17 protein-coding genes are annotated in these 16,821 nt (G+C 29.7%); all 17 read left to right on the forward strand.

Annotation, left to right across the window (positions count from 1 at the left end; all coding sequences use genetic code 11):
* The first annotated feature begins 10 nt into the window (after positions 1 to 10).
* Positions 11 to 1,021: a PhoH family protein gene (locus tag ACUSRV_RS07095; RefSeq protein WP_490141233.1), complete on the forward strand. Its 1,011-nt coding sequence runs from the start codon at positions 11 to 13 to the stop codon at positions 1,019 to 1,021.
* A gap of 13 nt (positions 1,022 to 1,034) precedes the next feature.
* Entirely contained in the window at positions 1,035 to 1,499 is a 465-nt protein-coding gene (ybeY, locus tag ACUSRV_RS07100) for an rRNA maturation RNase YbeY (RefSeq protein WP_490141234.1), read from the forward strand.
* A 5-nt stretch (positions 1,500 to 1,504) separates the two neighbouring features.
* Positions 1,505 to 2,218 (forward strand): diacylglycerol kinase, encoded by a 714-nt coding sequence (locus ACUSRV_RS07105; protein WP_490141235.1) that lies wholly within the window; start codon positions 1,505 to 1,507, stop codon positions 2,216 to 2,218.
* Positions 2,219 to 2,324: 106 nt separating this feature from the next.
* The gene (cdd, locus tag ACUSRV_RS07110) at positions 2,325 to 2,726 is read left to right on the forward strand and encodes a cytidine deaminase (RefSeq protein WP_490141236.1); all 402 of its coding nucleotides are present in this window, start codon (positions 2,325 to 2,327) and stop codon (positions 2,724 to 2,726) included.
* Between the two features lie 22 nt (positions 2,727 to 2,748).
* Positions 2,749 to 3,639: a GTPase Era gene (era, locus tag ACUSRV_RS07115; RefSeq protein WP_490141237.1), complete on the forward strand. Its 891-nt coding sequence runs from the start codon at positions 2,749 to 2,751 to the stop codon at positions 3,637 to 3,639.
* 15 nt (positions 3,640 to 3,654) lie between these two features.
* A complete protein-coding gene (mgtE, locus tag ACUSRV_RS07120) occupies positions 3,655 to 5,028 on the forward strand; it encodes a magnesium transporter (protein ID WP_490141238.1) in 1,374 nt (457 codons plus the stop codon).
* 70 nt (positions 5,029 to 5,098) lie between these two features.
* Positions 5,099 to 5,269, forward strand: a complete 171-nt coding sequence (locus ACUSRV_RS07125) for a YqzL family protein (RefSeq protein ID WP_490141239.1) — start codon at positions 5,099 to 5,101, stop codon at positions 5,267 to 5,269.
* Complete coding sequence (gene recO, locus ACUSRV_RS07130; RefSeq protein WP_490141240.1) at positions 5,220 to 5,972, forward strand: DNA repair protein RecO; 753 nt, start codon at positions 5,220 to 5,222, stop codon at positions 5,970 to 5,972. Before ACUSRV_RS07125 ends, recO begins: the two co-directional genes overlap by 50 nt.
* Positions 5,973 to 6,005: 33 nt before the next feature.
* Positions 6,006 to 6,650 (forward strand): DUF4342 domain-containing protein, encoded by a 645-nt coding sequence (locus ACUSRV_RS07135; protein ID WP_490141241.1) that lies wholly within the window; start codon positions 6,006 to 6,008, stop codon positions 6,648 to 6,650.
* Between the two features lie 120 nt (positions 6,651 to 6,770).
* The gene (gene glyQ / locus ACUSRV_RS07140) at positions 6,771 to 7,655 is read left to right on the forward strand and encodes a glycine--tRNA ligase subunit alpha (protein WP_490141242.1); all 885 of its coding nucleotides are present in this window, start codon (positions 6,771 to 6,773) and stop codon (positions 7,653 to 7,655) included.
* Complete coding sequence (glyS, locus tag ACUSRV_RS07145) at positions 7,648 to 9,714, forward strand: glycine--tRNA ligase subunit beta (RefSeq protein ID WP_490141243.1); 2,067 nt, start codon at positions 7,648 to 7,650, stop codon at positions 9,712 to 9,714. Before glyQ ends, glyS begins: the two co-directional genes overlap by 8 nt.
* Positions 9,715 to 9,856: 142 nt before the next feature.
* Complete coding sequence (gene ccpN, locus ACUSRV_RS07150; protein WP_490141244.1) at positions 9,857 to 10,498, forward strand: transcriptional regulator CcpN; 642 nt, start codon at positions 9,857 to 9,859, stop codon at positions 10,496 to 10,498.
* A 14-nt stretch (positions 10,499 to 10,512) separates the two neighbouring features.
* Positions 10,513 to 11,349, forward strand: a complete 837-nt coding sequence (locus ACUSRV_RS07155) for a pyruvate, water dikinase regulatory protein (RefSeq protein WP_490141245.1) — start codon at positions 10,513 to 10,515, stop codon at positions 11,347 to 11,349.
* Between the two features lie 32 nt (positions 11,350 to 11,381).
* The gene (ppdK, locus tag ACUSRV_RS07160; RefSeq protein WP_490141246.1) at positions 11,382 to 14,015 is read left to right on the forward strand and encodes a pyruvate, phosphate dikinase; all 2,634 of its coding nucleotides are present in this window, start codon (positions 11,382 to 11,384) and stop codon (positions 14,013 to 14,015) included.
* 98 nt (positions 14,016 to 14,113) lie between these two features.
* Complete coding sequence (locus tag ACUSRV_RS07165) at positions 14,114 to 15,304, forward strand: M20 metallopeptidase family protein (RefSeq protein WP_490141247.1); 1,191 nt, start codon at positions 14,114 to 14,116, stop codon at positions 15,302 to 15,304.
* Positions 15,305 to 15,391: 87 nt separating this feature from the next.
* Positions 15,392 to 15,637, forward strand: a complete 246-nt coding sequence (locus ACUSRV_RS07170; RefSeq protein WP_490141248.1) for a hypothetical protein — start codon at positions 15,392 to 15,394, stop codon at positions 15,635 to 15,637.
* Positions 15,638 to 15,875: 238 nt separating this feature from the next.
* Entirely contained in the window at positions 15,876 to 16,811 is a 936-nt protein-coding gene (locus tag ACUSRV_RS07175) for a metal ABC transporter substrate-binding protein (protein WP_490141249.1), read from the forward strand.
* The last annotated feature ends 10 nt before the right edge of the window (positions 16,812 to 16,821 follow it).

The raw sequence follows: 16,821 nt of genomic DNA on the forward strand, positions 1-16,821 counted from the left end.
GGAACTTAGATTGATAATACAAAAGAAAATAGAAATTGAAGATCAAAATTTTGAAAGAGAACTATTTGGAAATTTTGATGAAAATATAAAATTAATAGAAAACAATCTAAATATAGATGTATTATTAAGAGAAGGAAATATAATTTTATTAGGCGAAGAAGAAAATGTAGACGCAGCACTTAAATTAATGGATGAGTTATATAAAATAGTTAGAAAAGGCAATTCACTAAATAAACAAAATATATCTTATGCTATAGGTCTTTTGTTTGAAGGAACTGAGCATAAAATGCAAGAATTAGATGATGTAATAATCATGACTGAAAAAGGAAAGACAATACAACCAAAGACATTAGGCCAAAAGGAATATATAAATAAAATAAGAAATAACGATATAACATTTGGTATAGGTCCTGCAGGTACAGGTAAAACATATCTAGCTGTTGCTATGGCTGTTAGAGCTTTTAAAAAAGATGAAGTAAGTAGAATAATACTTACTCGTCCAGCTGTTGAAGCAGGAGAAAGTCTAGGATTTTTACCTGGAGATTTAAAAGATAAGGTAGATCCTTATTTAAGACCTTTATATGATAGTTTATTTGAAATATTAGGTGGAGATAAATTTGCTAAATACTTAGAAAGGGGACTAATAGAAGTAGCACCATTAGCATTTATGAGAGGTAGAACTCTAGATAATGCATTTATAATATTAGATGAGGCACAAAATACAACTCCTGAACAAATGAAAATGTTTTTGACTAGACTTGGATTTGGATCAAAGGCTGTAGTAACAGGTGACTTAACTCAAACAGATTTACCATCAAATAAAAAGTCAGGGCTTATACATGCATCTAACATATTAAAAGATGTTCAAGGAATAGGAATTATTACTTTAACTCAAAGAGACGTTGTAAGACATGAACTTGTACAAAGAATAATAGCAGCATATGAAAAACATGAAAAACCTAAAAATATCGAAAATAATATAGAAAATAAATTTAGAGGAAAAAATACTAACAAAAGGTAAAGAAGGTGGATATATGGAACTTATAATAGATAATAGACAAAATAAAATTAATATATCTAATGAACTTATAAAACAAATGGAAGAAGTTGTGTTAGAATGTTTAAGATATGAAGAATATGATGAAGAATATGAAGTTAGTTTATCATTTGTGGATAATGAAGAAATACACAGCTTAAATAAACAATATAGATCAGTAGATAGACCTACTGATGTATTATCTTTTCCTCTTATAGATGATGAATTTGATTTTGACATAGATGTTGAAGAAAAAATATTAGGAGATATTGTTATATCTTTAGAAAAGGCTTTAGAGCAAAGTGAAGAATACAAACATAGCTTTGAGCGAGAAGTATGCTTTTTAGTTTGCCATAGTATGTTTCATTTAATGGGGTATGATCATGATAATGATGAAAACACCAAAGAAATGAGAAAAAAAGAGGAGGCTGTTTTAAATAAGCTTGGTATTATAAGGGAGTAAGTATAATGAAACAAGGAAAAAAACGTCAAAGTTTAATGAAAGCTTTTAACTGCGCAATAGATGGTGTAATATATACATTTAAACATGAAAGAAATATGAAAGTTCACTATTTAGTTGCAGTTTTAGTTCTTATAGCTAGTTTGTTTTTCGATTTTACAAAGCAAGAAATGTTATTGCTTTTATTCGCCATAAGTTTAGTTGTAATTTCTGAGATGTTTAATACAGCAGTAGAAAAGGCAGTAGATATAATAACAGATGAATACCATCCTTTGGCAAAGATAGCCAAAGATGTTGCTGCTGGTGCTGTTTTAATAGCTACTTTAAATTCAGTAGTTGTAGGATACATACTATTTTTCGATAAAATAAATGATTTGTCTCATTCGCTTTTCTACACTATAAGAAAATCAGAATTACACGTAACTGTAATATGTATAGTTATGGTATTAATTGCAGTTGTAGTGGTAAAAGCGTTGACTGATACAGGAACTCCTCTTCAAGGAGGTATGCCAAGTGGCCATGCTGCACTTGCATTTGCAATTGCGACTGCAGTTACATTTATTACAGAAAAGGTAGTGGCATCAACACTTACCTATATTATGGCAGTCTTAGTTGCCCAAAGCCGGATAGAAGGAAAAATACATACCTTTTGGGAGACTGTGGCAGGTGCTCTCTTAGGAGTTTTAGTAACTATTTTAGTATTCCAATTAAGTTTATTTTAGAAAGTGGGGATAATATATATATTCCCACTTTTGTGTTGTTTTGGTATAATGATTAGTACTCATAAATATAAATAATAAGGTTTCAAAATAATTAGGAGGTTTTTTAATGGATAATAAAGAGCTGTTAAAAATAGCAGAGGAAACTGTAAGTAAAGCATACGTTCCTTATTCTAACTTTCATGTTGGAGCAGCACTCCTTACAAAATCAGGGAAAGTATACACAGGATGTAATGTAGAATGCGCCTCATATGGTGGAACAAATTGCGCTGAAAGAACGGCAATATTTAAGGCTATATCAGAAGGAGAAAGAGAATTTGATGCTATAGCAGTTGCTAGCGATAATTCTAAAAAAGGATTAGCCACATTTCCATGTGGAATATGCAGACAGGTAGTAGCCGAATTTGGAAAAGATATAAGAATAATATTAGGTGTATCGGATGGAGATATAAAAGAGTTTACTATAGAAGACTTACTTCCCCATTCATTCGAATCATCAGACTTTAGATAAGATTAAAATAAGGAGTGACAATATGTTTAAATCAGGATTTGCTAGTATAGTAGGAAGACCAAATGTAGGAAAATCTACACTTATGAATAGTATGATAGGTGAAAAAATAGCCATAATGAGCGATAAACCTCAGACAACTAGGAATACAATTCAAGCAGTTTATACAGATAAAAATTCTCAAATAGTATTTTTAGATACTCCAGGAATTCACAAACCTAAAAATGTATTAGGAGAGTATATGGTAAAAGCTGCATCAGAGGCATTTAGAAATGTAGATGTTGTTTTATTTGTTGTAGATGAATCAAAAACAATAGGACCTGGAGATAGAAGAATAATAGAAGATTTAAGAAATGTAAAATCTCCTGTTGTATTAGTAATAAACAAAATAGATAAGTTGGAAAAAGAAGAATTATTAGTACTGATGCAAAAGTATCATAATGAAAATGTATTTGCCGATATAGTTCCTATATCAGCTATAAAAGAAAAAAATATAGATACATTACTAAAGGTTATAAGAAAATATATAGAAGAAGGTCCTAAATACTTCCCAGACCATATGATTACGGACCAACCTGAAAGAGTATTAATTGCAGAACTTATTAGAGAAAAGGTGCTTCACTTCGTACATGATGAAGTTCCACATGGAGTTGCAGTTGAAATAGAGCAGATAAAATCTAGAGATGAAAAGGACATAATAGATGTAAATGCAATTATATATTGTGAAAGAGACTCACATAAGGGTATAATAATAGGTAAGAATGGAAGAAAACTAAAAGGAATAGGAAAATCTGCTAGAGAAGATATAGAGAGACTTTTAGGATCTAAAGTTAATTTACAAGTGTGGGTTAAGGTAAAAGAAAATTGGAGAAATTTACAAAATTCTATAAATAATTTTGGATATACAGATAAATAAGTAAAGGTGGGTTTTATGGATAAGAATGAAGAGGTGTCCAAGAAACTATTAGATGATGTTATAAACTTAATAGACAACAATAAAATATTAGAAGTTACAGAATTACTAGAAGAATATCATCCAAAAGATGTAGCAGAAATAATAGAGATGTTAGATGAAAATAGGCAGTTAATGTTATTTGAGATACTGCCTATTAACTTAGCTGCCACTATATTAGATGAAGCAGATTCTCAACTTTTTGATTTTATTTTATCGAAGATAAGTTTAGAGCATAAAAAGGGTATATTAGAACTTATGTCACTAGATGATATGGCTGATATATTGGGGGAATTAGGAGAAGAAAAAAGAGAAGAAATAATAGATTTATTAAATCATGAAGATGCAAAAGACTTAAAAGAACTTTTGGTATATAAAGAAGACTCAGCTGGAGGAATAATGACAACTGATGTTATGGCTGTAAGAAAAGACATGACTGTAGGTGAAGCCATAGAGTATATGAGAGAAAATGCTCCAGGCGCTGAAACAATATACTATATATACGTAGTTGACCAACAAGATAAATTAGTTGGAGTATTATCTTTAAGAGAGCTTATAACATCAAGACCATCTAATATATTAGAAAATATAATGAGTGAAAACATTATATCTGTGTATCTAGATGATGATCAAGAAGAAGTTGTAAAATTAGTGTCTAAATACGATTTACTGGCTATTCCTGTAACGGATTCTAACGAGAAGTTAAGGGGAATAATAACAGTAGATGATGTTATAGACGTAATGGAAGAAGAAGCAACTGAAGATATGTATAAATTTGCTGGAACATCGGAATATGAAAGTGAAAATACTGAAGAAGATAGACCATCAGTTCAAGCAATAGGATCTGTAAAAGCCAGACTTCCTTGGCTTATAGTAACTTTATTTGGTGGGTTTCTTTCAACTATGGTTTTTTCAAAGTTAGATATTATTTTAAATCAAGAATATATATTCTTAGTGTTTTTCATTCCACTTATATTAGGTATGGGTGGAAATATAGGAACACAAGCATCTGCACTTACTGTTAGAGCACTTTCTTCTAAAGATGGGCAAATTAGAAATATTCTAGTTGAAGGAGCTACAGGAGCTTTAACCGGTATAACTTGTAGCTTAATAATATTTATAACTACGTACATTTGGATAAAAAGTTTAAGTATATCTTTTATAGTATCTTTATCACTTGTATTTAATATGATAGTTAGTGCTATTATAGGTGCACTAGTTCCAGTAATATTTAAAAAATTAGATGTTGACCCATCTATAGTATCAGCTCCTCTTATATCTACAACACTTGATATAACAGGAATTACAGTTTATTTTATAGTTGTAAATACTCTGTTGTCAAAAATTGTATAAAAATAACATGAATTATTTTCCCTCTTCTTACTAAAACTATAATATAACCGTAAGAAGGGGGTTTTTAAAAATGAACAATATGTGTTGGGAAGTTTTTAAAAAGACAGGAAGTATAGAAGCGTATTTATATATAAAAGAATACACTAGCTCCATAGTCACAAATGAAGATATAAGGGAGATAAGTAGTAATTATGATGATAATCAACACCCAGGGGATAGTTTTAAGAGCTTCGAAATATAAAGAAAATGATTTAATACTTACAGTATTCACAAGAAAACTTGGAAAAGTATCTGTACTTGCAAAAGGAGCTAAAAGAAACAAAAGTTCATTACTTGCAACGTCACAACCACTATCTTATTCAAACTATACCTTGAGAAAATACGGTACAATGTATAAGGTAAGTCAAACTGATATAATAAAAAGTTTTTACAATATATCATATAATATTGAAGCCTTTTCTTATGCAACTTATATAACTAAATTAGTTGAAGATTCTATATTTGAAAATCAAACAAATAATAGATTATTTATACTATTAGCTCAAACATTGTATTTATATTCTACGTTAGATATAGATTATAAATATATAACCCGTGCTTTTGAACTAAAGTTTTTAGAATATATAGGATACAAACCAATAGTAAATAAATGTGCAAATTGTAAGACTGCAAATTTACAAAATGGAATGTTTAACATATATGAAGGTGGAGTATTATGTAGTAATTGTCAAAATAAATTTGAAGAAAATTTAAAAATAGATCAAACTACTATAAAACTTATGGAATATATATTGAATAATGATATACTAACTTGCAATAAAGCAAAAGTATCTAAATATATAACTAATGAACTAGAAAAAATATTAAGAATGTATATGCAAAACTATCTAGATAATTTAAATTTAAAATCGTTATATTTATTACAAAATATGGATAATATATAATTATAAATAATAATAAGCCAAGGAGTGGTAAATATGAATAATATAACACTAGAACAAATAGACCAGGTCCTACATAGAATGCCAGCAGTATCATATGCTGATGCAAAAGAAGCATTACTTGCTACTAATGGAGATGTAATAGAGGCGATAGTATATCTAGAAAATAAAAGTAATAAAAAGAATATAGATCTACATTCAATGTTTGAAAATATGGGCAATATGAATAGTGAAATGATGAGTAATATAAAAGATATGATTAAAAAAGGAAACGTTGTAAGAGTAGTTATAGAAAAAGACGGAGATAAAGTTATAAACTTACCTATAACAGTTGGAGCTGCAGCATTAGTTTTAGGGCCTATGGCTACTGTATTAGGATTATCAGCTGCTATGCTTACTAAATATAACGTTAAGATTACTAAGGAAAATGAAGAAGTAATACTAGATTTAGGAGAATTAACAGAAGAAAAAATAAACTTCTTAAAAAATATGATGAACCCAAAAAATTGTACTACAGATAGCAAAGATGTAACAGAAGATTTAATGAAAGAGTCATATACAACTACAACGACTACAACAACTACTGCCAATGCTACTGCTAATACTAATAAAGAAAATGCTACTGTAACAGTAAGTGTAGAAAAAGAAAGTACAGATAATAACGATGTAATAATGGAATAATACAACTTACTTGACAAATTATGCATATTTTGTTAACCTAAAAGTTAGAAATCATCAATTAAGGGCCTTTCGTGTAAACGAGAGGCTATATTTTTTACATAAATAATAGGAGGGAAGTATATGAACTTTCAAAATATGATACTTACTTTGCAAAACTATTGGTCTAAGCAAAACTGTATCATTATGCAACCTTACGATACAGAAAAAGGTGCAGGTACTATGAATCCAAATACATTTTTGAGATCATTAGGACCAGAGCCATGGAAAGTATGTTATGTTGAGCCATCTAGAAGACCAGCTGATGCTAGATATGGTGAAAACCCTAACAGATTATATCAACATCATCAATTTCAAGTTATATTAAAACCATCTCCTGATAATATTCAAGAGCTATATTTAGAAAGCTTAAGAGCTATAGGTGTAATTCCAGAAGAACATGATATAAGATTTGTTGAAGATAACTGGGAATCTACAACTTTAGGTGCTTGGGGTCTTGGATGGGAAGTATGGTTAGATGGTATGGAAATAACTCAATTTACATATTTTCAACAAGTAGGTAGTATAGACTGTGAACTAGAATCAGGAGAAATAACATATGGTCTTGAAAGACTAGCTATGTATATTCAAGATGTGGAAAATGTTTATGATCTACAGTGGAATGATAATATAAAATATGGTGATATATTTAAAAAAGCTGAGTACGAAAACTCAGTATATAGCTTTGAAGAAGCTGATACAGATATGTTATTTAATTTATTTGATATTTATGAAAAAGAAGCTTTAAGACTTATGGATAGAAGTCTTGTAATACCATCTTACGATTATGTTTTAAAATGTTCACACACATTTAATGTACTAGATGCAAGGGGAGCAATTGGAGTTAGTCAAAGGGCTTCTTTCATATCTAGAGTTAGAAATATGGCTAGAAAAGTAGCTGAAACTTACGTTAATCAAAGAAGAGAAATGGAATTACCTCTTTTAAAGGAAGGTGAAAAAATTGAATAAATACCTTTTATTTGAAATAGGAGTTGAAGAACTACCTTCAAGATTTATAAATTCATCACTTGGGCAACTAGAAACTTCAATAAAAAAACTTCTAGGAGAAAATAGGGTTAATTTTGGAAATTTAAAGACATATGCTACACCTAGAAGACTAGCTTTAATAATTGAAGATATAGCAGATAAACAAAGTGATTTAGAAGAAGAATTAAAAGGACCTGCTAAAAAAATTGCCTTTGATGGTGATAACAATCCTACAAAACCTCTTCAAGGGTTTATGAAAAGTAAATGTGTAGATATTAATGATCTATACTTTAAAACTGTAGGAAAAGATGAATATGTATTTGCTAAAATAAGACAAGAAGGTAACTACACTCAAGAAGTTTTAGAAAGAATACTTCCAGAGGTAATTAAATCTATAAACTTTCCTAAAGCTATGCGTTGGGGAGGAAAAAGTTTAAGATTTGCAAGACCTATAAGATGGATAGTATCTCTTTATAATGATAAGGTATTAAACTTTGAATTAGAAGGAATAAAATCCTCTAATATAACAAAAGGACATAGATTCTTAGGTAAGACAGAATTTGAAGTTAATTCACTAGAAGACTATCTATCAAAGTTAAAAGAAAATTATGTGATATTAGATCATGTTGAAAGAGCTAGTATTATAAAAAATCAATGTATTGATGTTGCTAAATCATTAGGTGGAGAACTTGTATTTGATGAAGATTTGCTAGAAGAAGTTAATTATCTAGTTGAATATCCAACTGCTTTCTATGGAGAATTTAATAATGATTACTTAAAACTACCTAAAGAAGTTATAATAACTCCTATGAAACAACATCAAAGATATTTCCCTGTGGAAAAAGATGGACAACTTCTTCCTAATTTTATAGCCGTTAGAAATGGTGATAGTCATGCTATAGAAAATGTCAAAAAAGGTAACGAAAGAGTGTTAGAAGCTAGACTTGCAGATGCCTTATTCTTCTATAGAGAAGACACTAAAAAGCCATTAGAGTCATATGTAGAAAAGCTAAAGACTGTTGTATTCCAAGATAAACTTGGAACAATTTACGATAAAACTGTAAGAATAGAAAATTTATCTAAAGATATACTAAATGAATTAGGTTATAAAGAAGATTTATCTAATACATCAAGAGCTTCAAAGATTTGTAAAGCAGATTTAGTAACTTCTATGGTATTTGAATTTACAGAACTTCAAGGTGTAATGGGAAGAGAATATTCAAAGTTATCTAATGAAAATAGCAATGTAAGTGAAGCTATATTTGAACATTATTTACCAAGATTTGCTGGAGATATTTTACCTCAAACTAATTTAGGTATAGTATTATCAATATCTGATAAACTAGATTCAATAGCAGGATTCTTTGCTATAGGAATACAGCCAACTGGATCACACGATCCTTATGCACTTAGACGTCAAGCTTTAGGTATAATAAATATATTAATGGATAAAAATATAAATGTTAGCTTAAGAAGTTTGATAAACTATTCTCTTAATAACTATGAATTCTTAAATATAAATAAAGATACAGTATCTAATGAAATAATTGAATTCTTTAAAGATAGAATTAAAAATATGTTTAAAGATTTAGGAATAAGATATGATGTTGTAGATGCAGTACTTAGTGCACAGATAGATGATATATCTGATATGTATATAAGGGCTGGGCAATTAAATAATTGGTTAAATAAAGATGAATTAGTTGAAATGTTAACTGCATTTAACAGAGTTGCAACATTAGCTCAAAAATCAGAACATTCTAATGTAGATAAATCTTTATTAAAAGAAATATCAGAAATAGATTTATACAATAAATTTATAGCTGTTAGAACTAATGTTTTAGAATATATTTGCAATAAGGATTATTCAAAAGCACTTGATGAATTTGCTACATTAAAGCAGCCAGTTGATAGCATGTTTGACTCTGTAATGATAATGGATAAAGATGAAGATATAAAAAACAATAGATTAGCATTACTTAGACAAATATATGATACCATGCTTACAATATGTGATTTATCAAAAATAGTTTACAAATAATATCATAAATTTAAGCCGGGGATTATCCTCGGCTTTTATTTATATAATCTATCAAAAAAATATTTACAGAATATACTATATAGATATATAATATACTATATAAAGAAAAAATAATAATTAGTGTAGCATATATGAAAAGAGGGTGATTATCATTCAGCTTAATCAACGCCAACAAAAGATAATAGAAATAGTGAAAGAAAATGAACCCATAACTAGTGAGCATATAGCATCAATATTAAGTGTAACTAGAGCAACATTAAGATCTGACCTTGCAATACTTACTATGACGGGAATATTAGATGCAAGACCTAAAGTAGGGTATTTTTATTCGGGGATAAATGAAAACAATCTTTTAAATAAAAAATTAACTGATAAAAAAGTTAAAGATATAATGAGTTTACCTATAGTGGTAAAAAAAGATACAACAGTATACGATGTTATAGTTTCTATGTTTTTATCAGATGTGGGAACAATATTTATAACAGATGAAAAAAATGAATTATGTGGTGTGGTTTCTAGAAAAGACTTATTAAAAAATACTATAGGTGGAAGTGATATAAATAAAATACCTGTAGGACTTATTATGACTAGAATGCCTAATGTTGTAACTGCAAAACCAGAAGACAATGTAATTGTAGCAAGTAAAAAGATAATAGAACATGAGATCGATTCACTTCCCGTAATAGAAACTGTAAGTGAAAATGGCATAGAAATAACAAAAATTATAGGAAGAATCTCTAAAACAAATATAACTAAACTACTTGTAGAACTAGCAAGCAACTAGGTAGGGAGGAAATTATGGATAATTTAGTTGTTTATGTAATATCAGACTCAGTAGGTGAAACCGCTCAACAGGTTACAAAAGCAGTTGCATCGCAGTTTGATTTAGATGGAAAATACGAAATAAGAAGGTTTCCTTATGTTACAGATGTAGAATACATAAAAGAAATATTAGATGAAGCAAAAAGAGAAAAAGCTATAGTAGTTTATACGTTAGTAGATATAGAACTTACTTCTTACTTAGAGGAAAATTGTAGGGTAGGCGAAATTAACTGTGTAGATTTGATGACGCCTCTAATAAAGGCAATATCAAATATTACAAATTTACAACCTAAAAGGGAGCCAGGGGTTATTAGAAAACTAGACGAAGCATACTTTAAAAGGGTTGAGGCAATAGAATTTGCAGTAAAATACGATGATGGAAAAGATCCTAGAGGAATTCTAAAGGCCGATATAGTCTTACTTGGTATATCTAGAACATCTAAAACACCTCTTAGTATGTATTTAGCTAATAAAAATATAAAAGTTGCCAATGTACCTTTAGTTCCAGAAATACCTGTGCCTAAAGAAGTTTATGAAATTCCTCATAAGAAAATAATAGGACTTACAAATGCACCAGAGAAGTTAAATGTTATAAGACAAGAAAGATTAAAAACTCTGGGCCTATCAAGTAGTGCAAGTTATGCTACGATGGATAGAATACTTCAAGAACTTGAATATTCAGATATGGTAATGAAAAAAGTAGGTTGTCCAGTTATAGATGTTTCAAAAAAAGCTATTGAGGAAACAGCAGGAATTATACTGGATATTATAAAGGAAAGTGGAATAAGTATAAATTTTGAAGATGACAAATAAAAATGCCATGGGGGCAAATGGAGGATTACAAAATGAGTACTAAGTATGTATATGACTTTAGTGAAGGAACTAAGGAAATGAAAAGTTTATTAGGAGGAAAAGGAGCAAATTTAGCAGAAATGACTAAAATAGGTTTGCCAGTACCTCCAGGATTTACTATAACAACAAGTGCATGTAACTATTATTATGAAAAAGAAAAGACAGTAACAACTGAATTAGCTAAAGAAATAGAACAACATTTAGAAAATCTTGAAAATAAATTAGGAAAAAAGTTAGGGGACGATAAAAACCCACTTTTATTATCTGTACGTTCAGGGTCAGTATTTTCAATGCCAGGAATGATGGATACTATATTAAACCTAGGTTTAAATGATATATCAGTAGAAGCTTTAGCTAAAGCTACTAACAATGAAAGATTTGCATACGATAGTTATAGAAGATTTATACAAATGTTCTCTGATGTAGCTATGGGTGTGCCTAAATATAAATTTGAACATATATTAGAAAGAGTTAAAGAACAAAAAGGTTATGAATTTGATACAGATCTTACACCAGAAGATTTAAAAGCTTTAGTTGTTGAATTTAAAAAAGTATACAAAAAAGAACTTAGAGCAGAGTTTCCATCAGATCCAAAAGAGCAACTTATGTTAGCAATAACGGCTGTTTTTAATTCTTGGAACAATTCACGTGCTATAGTATATCGTAGATTACATGATATATCAGATAAACTAGGAACTGCTGTAAATATACAATCTATGGTATTTGGAAATATGGGTGAAACTAGTGGTACTGGAGTTGCATTTACTAGAAATCCATCTACAGGAGAAAATAAATTATATGGAGAGTATCTAATTAATGCACAAGGTGAAGATGTAGTTGCAGGAATAAGAACTCCTCAAACTATAGATACATTAAATAATATAATGCCAAGTATATATGATGAATTTGTAAAAGTAACTCATATACTTGAAGGTCACTATAAAGATATGCAAGATATTGAATTTACTATAGAAAACGAAAAGTTATATATATTACAAACTAGAAACGGAAAGCGTACATCTCAAGCATCTATAAATATAGCTGTTGATTTAGTAAATGACAATGTTATATCAAAAGATGAAGCTATACTTAGAGTAGAAGCAAACCAATTAGATCAACTTCTTCATCCTAACTTTGAAGAAACTGCTCTAAAAAATTCTAAGGTAATAGCTACAGGATTACCGGCATCTCCTGGTGCTGCAAGTGGTAGAGTTTATTTCTCAGCAGCAGATGCAGTAGAAGCAAATAAAAGAGGAGATAAAGTAATTCTTGTTAGAGTAGAAACATCTCCTGAAGATATAGAAGGAATGATATCTAGTGAAGGTATACTTACAGCTAGAGGAGGAATGACTTCTCATGCTGCAGTTGTAGCTAGAGGTATGGGTAAGTGTTGTGTTAGTGGATGTGGAGAAGTAAAAATAGATGAAGAGAAAAAGGTAATGAGCGTGCAAGATGTGGTTGTAAATGAAGGTTCTTATATATCTCTTGATGGTACAACAGGTAATGTTTATTTAGATAAAATAGATACTGTTGAAGCGAATTTAAGCGGTAAATTTGAAGAATTTATGACTTGGGTTGATGAATTTAGAAAATTAAAAATAAGAACTAATGCTGACACTCCACATGATGCAGCAACTGCAATTAAGTTTGGTGCAGAAGGTATAGGTCTATGTAGAACTGAGCATATGTTCTTTGATGAAAAAAGAATACCTGCAGTTAGAGAAATGATAATATCTAGAACATTAGATCAAAGACAAAAAGCATTAGATAAGCTTCTTCCAATGCAAAGACAAGATTTTATAGAAATATTCAAAGTTATGGGAGAAAGACCTGTTAATATAAGATTATTAGATCCACCTCTACATGAGTTTTTACCAAAAGAAGATTCTGATATACGTGTATTAGCTTCAAATATGGATGTAGACTTTGAACAACTTAAAAAGAGAGTACATGACCTAGAAGAAGTTAACCCAATGTTAGGCCATAGAGGATGTCGTCTTGCTATAACTTATCCTGAAATGTATATGATGCAAGCTCAAGCTATAATTGAAGGAGCTATAGAAGTTAAAAAGCAAGGAATAAATGTAGTACCTGAAATAATGATACCTTTAATTGGTGAAGTAAAAGAATTAAAATATATAAAAGATATGATAAAAGAATTAATAGATAATAAATTAGCTACTTCAGGAGTTGAAATACCATATACTATAGGAACTATGATAGAGGTTCCACGTGCATGTGTGACTGCTGATGAAATAGCAGAAGAAGCAGAATTTTTCAGCTTTGGAACTAATGACTTAACTCAAATGACATTTGGATTCTCAAGAGATGATGCAAACAAGTTCTTAGGAGAATATGTAAATAAAAATATACTTGAAAAAGATCCTTTCCAAGTATTAGATGTAAATGGTGTTGGAAAACTTGTTAAATTAGCGGCTAAGCTTGGAAGACAAAGTAGAGAAAACATAAAATTAGGTATATGTGGTGAGCATGGAGGAGAGCCAAACTCTATAAACTTCTGTCACGAATTAGGCCTTGATTATGTTTCTTGTTCTCCATTTAGAGTTCCAATAGCTAGACTTGCTGCAGCACAAGCTGACATAAGAAAATCTAGAGAAAATGCTTAAATAAATATATAAAAAGGTTGCTTATACAAGCAACCTTTTTTTGTTATTTTAATAAGTTAATATTATAGTGTTCTTGTTTTACCTTTAGGAGGGGTTATATGAACGATATAATAACTAAGTCTAATCTTATAAAAAACTGGCTTATAGATGTAAGAAGAGACTTTCATAAAAATCCAGAACTTGGTATGGAGGAATTTAGAACATCTCAAAAAATATGTGATTATTTAGAAGAAATGAATATACAATTTATATCCGGAGTAGCAAATACAGGAGTAGTTGGATTAATAAATGGAAAATATCCTGGACCTACTATAGGTCTTAGAGCAGATATGGATGCACTTCCTATATTGGAAGCTAATGATGTTAGTTATAAATCATTAGCAGATGGCAAGATGCATGCATGTGGCCATGATGCTCATATGGCAGTACTTTTGGGTGCCGCGAAGATACTATCAGAAATGAGAGGAAATTTATATGGGAATATAAAATTAATATTTCAACCTGCTGAGGAGAATATAGGAGGAGCATATCCTATGATAAAAGAAGGAGTTTTAGAAAATCCATATGTAGATGCTATATTTGGACTTCATATGGCTACTGATATAGAAACGGGTAAAATTGGTATAAGATATGGAAGAATGAACGCATCATCAGATACTATTGAAATAAATATATATGGTAAAAGTGCCCATGGAGCATATCCAGAACTAGGTATAGATGCTATAGTGGTAGCTACAAATGTTGTAAACGCAATACAGACAATAGTGTCTAGAAATACCTCATCTGCTGAATCTGTAGTTATAACAATAGGGAAAATAATTGGAGGGATACAAGGTAATATATTGTGTGATAAGGTTACTCTAGTTGGTACAATTAGAGCATTAGATGAAGATATAAGAAGTAAAACAATAAAAAGAATAGAAGAAATAGTAGATAATATCTCAAAATCTTTTGGAGCTACAGGCGAAATTATAAAAATAAAAGAATATATAGGGTTAGTAAATTCAGATGAAGTAGTAGATATAGTTAGAGAATCTGTTTTAGATATTTTAGGAAATGATAGCATTGTAAATATAACTAAACCTAGAATGGGAGCTGAGGATTTTGCCTATTTTGCAGATGCTAGACCGTCTGCATTTTATAGATTAGGATGTAGCAATATAGAAAAGGGTATAGTATACGGAGGTCATACCCCAACGTTTGATATAGATGAAGATGCTCTTTCTATAGGTGTTGCAATGCAAGTGTCAAATGTATTAAAGGCTTTAGAATATTACTTAAAAAAATGATAACAAATAGGGACACATATGAATATTATATAACAAAGTATCATATTTTGGATACTTATTGATAATGACATCTTGGGGGTGGGTAATATGATTAGTTGCCCTAAATGCGGAAGAGAAATATCTTCTAGACCTGGTTCAATATGCCCTAGATGTGGGTATAAAGTAATATTGAAAATAGAAAAGGTATGTTGTCCAGAGCCGAAATGTAGAGCACTAGTAAGTTCTAAATATTTATATTGTCCTAAGTGTGGATGTAAACTTAGAAATCCAACACTTATGGAAATGCTAAAGATGATAGAGTGTAAGATACAAGATATATTTGATGATTGCTAGGAATACTTCTAGCAATCTTTTAATGTTAGTATAAAAGTTATACATTATGTAAATAATTAAAAAACGTTAATAGGTACTTATTTTGAAATTATGGATATATGTGGTAGAATATTAAAGTGTAAAATTAGAATAAAAGTTGATATTTTTCAAATAAAGGTCTATAATAATGATAAGAATTCTCAATTAAAGAAGATGAGAATAATTATTTAAAGTAATATTTAGTAGGGAAGGTGGAAATATGAAGAAGGTTCTAACTTTAATTATAAGTATAGTAATGGGAATATCTTTAATTGGATGTAGCGATTCTGGCAAAGCTGAAAGTCAAAGCAATGGTAAGATAACTGTATATACTACTATATTTCCAATATATGATTTTACAAGAAATATAGGTAAAGATAAAATAAATTTAAATTATGTTGTTCCACCAGGGGGAGAGCCTCATGAATGGGAACCAAGTCCAAAGTTAATGGGAGAAATACAAAGTTCTAATGTTTTTATATACAACGGATTGGGTATAGATAGTTGGGCAGAAAATATAATAGATTCATCTGAAAATAAAAAACTTGTAGTAGTTGAAGCTACAGATAATATAACACCATTAAAATATAATGAAGAAGATCATGAAGAGGAAGACGAAGATGAAGATCATGGAGAATATGATCCTCATGTATGGCTAAATCCTGAGTATGCAATAAAAGAATGTGAAAACATAAAAAACGCATTGATAAAAGCAGACCCTAATAATAAGGATTACTATGAAAAAAATTACAATGACTACATAAAAGAAATTGACAGTCTAGATAATGATTATAAAAATAATTTAACTAATCTAAAGACAGATACGGCAGTTGTATCTCATGGAGCTTATGAATACTTGTTTAGGGCTTATAATCTAAAACAAATATCTATAACTGGATTATCTCCAAATCAAGAACCATCTCCAGCTAAATTAGGTGAGTTAACTAAATACGCCAAAGAAAATAATACTAAATATATATTTTTTGATGGACTTGTAAATCCAAAAACAGCTCAGACTCTAGCAAATGAAATTGGAATACAAACAGCTACGCTATATTCTATAGATGGAATTAGTAAAAAAGATTTTGAAAATGGAGAAACTTATATATCTTTAATGAAACAGAATTTAGATGTATTGACCAAAGCTTTAAAATAGGGGAGATATT

This window comes from Sporacetigenium sp. TC11, assembly GCF_058146105.1.

Excerpts from the sequence above, each read along its gene's own strand:
- ACUSRV_RS07170 (WP_490141248.1), top strand. The coding sequence starts at position 15,392 with ATGATTAGTTGCCCTAAATGCGGAAGAGAAATATCTTCTAGACCTGGT.
- ACUSRV_RS07175 (WP_490141249.1), top strand. The coding sequence starts at position 15,876 with ATGAAGAAGGTTCTAACTTTAATTATAAGTATAGTAATGGGAATATCT.
- recO (WP_490141240.1), top strand. The coding sequence starts at position 5,220 with ATGATGATAATCAACACCCAGGGGATAGTTTTAAGAGCTTCGAAATAT.
- era (WP_490141237.1), top strand. The coding sequence starts at position 2,749 with ATGTTTAAATCAGGATTTGCTAGTATAGTAGGAAGACCAAATGTAGGA.
- cdd (WP_490141236.1), top strand. The coding sequence starts at position 2,325 with ATGGATAATAAAGAGCTGTTAAAAATAGCAGAGGAAACTGTAAGTAAA.
- ACUSRV_RS07125 (WP_490141239.1), top strand. The coding sequence starts at position 5,099 with ATGAACAATATGTGTTGGGAAGTTTTTAAAAAGACAGGAAGTATAGAA.
- ACUSRV_RS07105 (WP_490141235.1), top strand. The coding sequence starts at position 1,505 with ATGAAACAAGGAAAAAAACGTCAAAGTTTAATGAAAGCTTTTAACTGC.
- ACUSRV_RS07135 (WP_490141241.1), top strand. The coding sequence starts at position 6,006 with ATGAATAATATAACACTAGAACAAATAGACCAGGTCCTACATAGAATG.
- mgtE (WP_490141238.1), top strand. The coding sequence starts at position 3,655 with ATGGATAAGAATGAAGAGGTGTCCAAGAAACTATTAGATGATGTTATA.
- ybeY (WP_490141234.1), top strand. The coding sequence starts at position 1,035 with ATGGAACTTATAATAGATAATAGACAAAATAAAATTAATATATCTAAT.
- ppdK (WP_490141246.1), top strand. The coding sequence starts at position 11,382 with ATGAGTACTAAGTATGTATATGACTTTAGTGAAGGAACTAAGGAAATG.
- ACUSRV_RS07155 (WP_490141245.1), top strand. The coding sequence starts at position 10,513 with ATGGATAATTTAGTTGTTTATGTAATATCAGACTCAGTAGGTGAAACC.
- ACUSRV_RS07165 (WP_490141247.1), top strand. The coding sequence starts at position 14,114 with ATGAACGATATAATAACTAAGTCTAATCTTATAAAAAACTGGCTTATA.
- glyQ (WP_490141242.1), top strand. The coding sequence starts at position 6,771 with ATGAACTTTCAAAATATGATACTTACTTTGCAAAACTATTGGTCTAAG.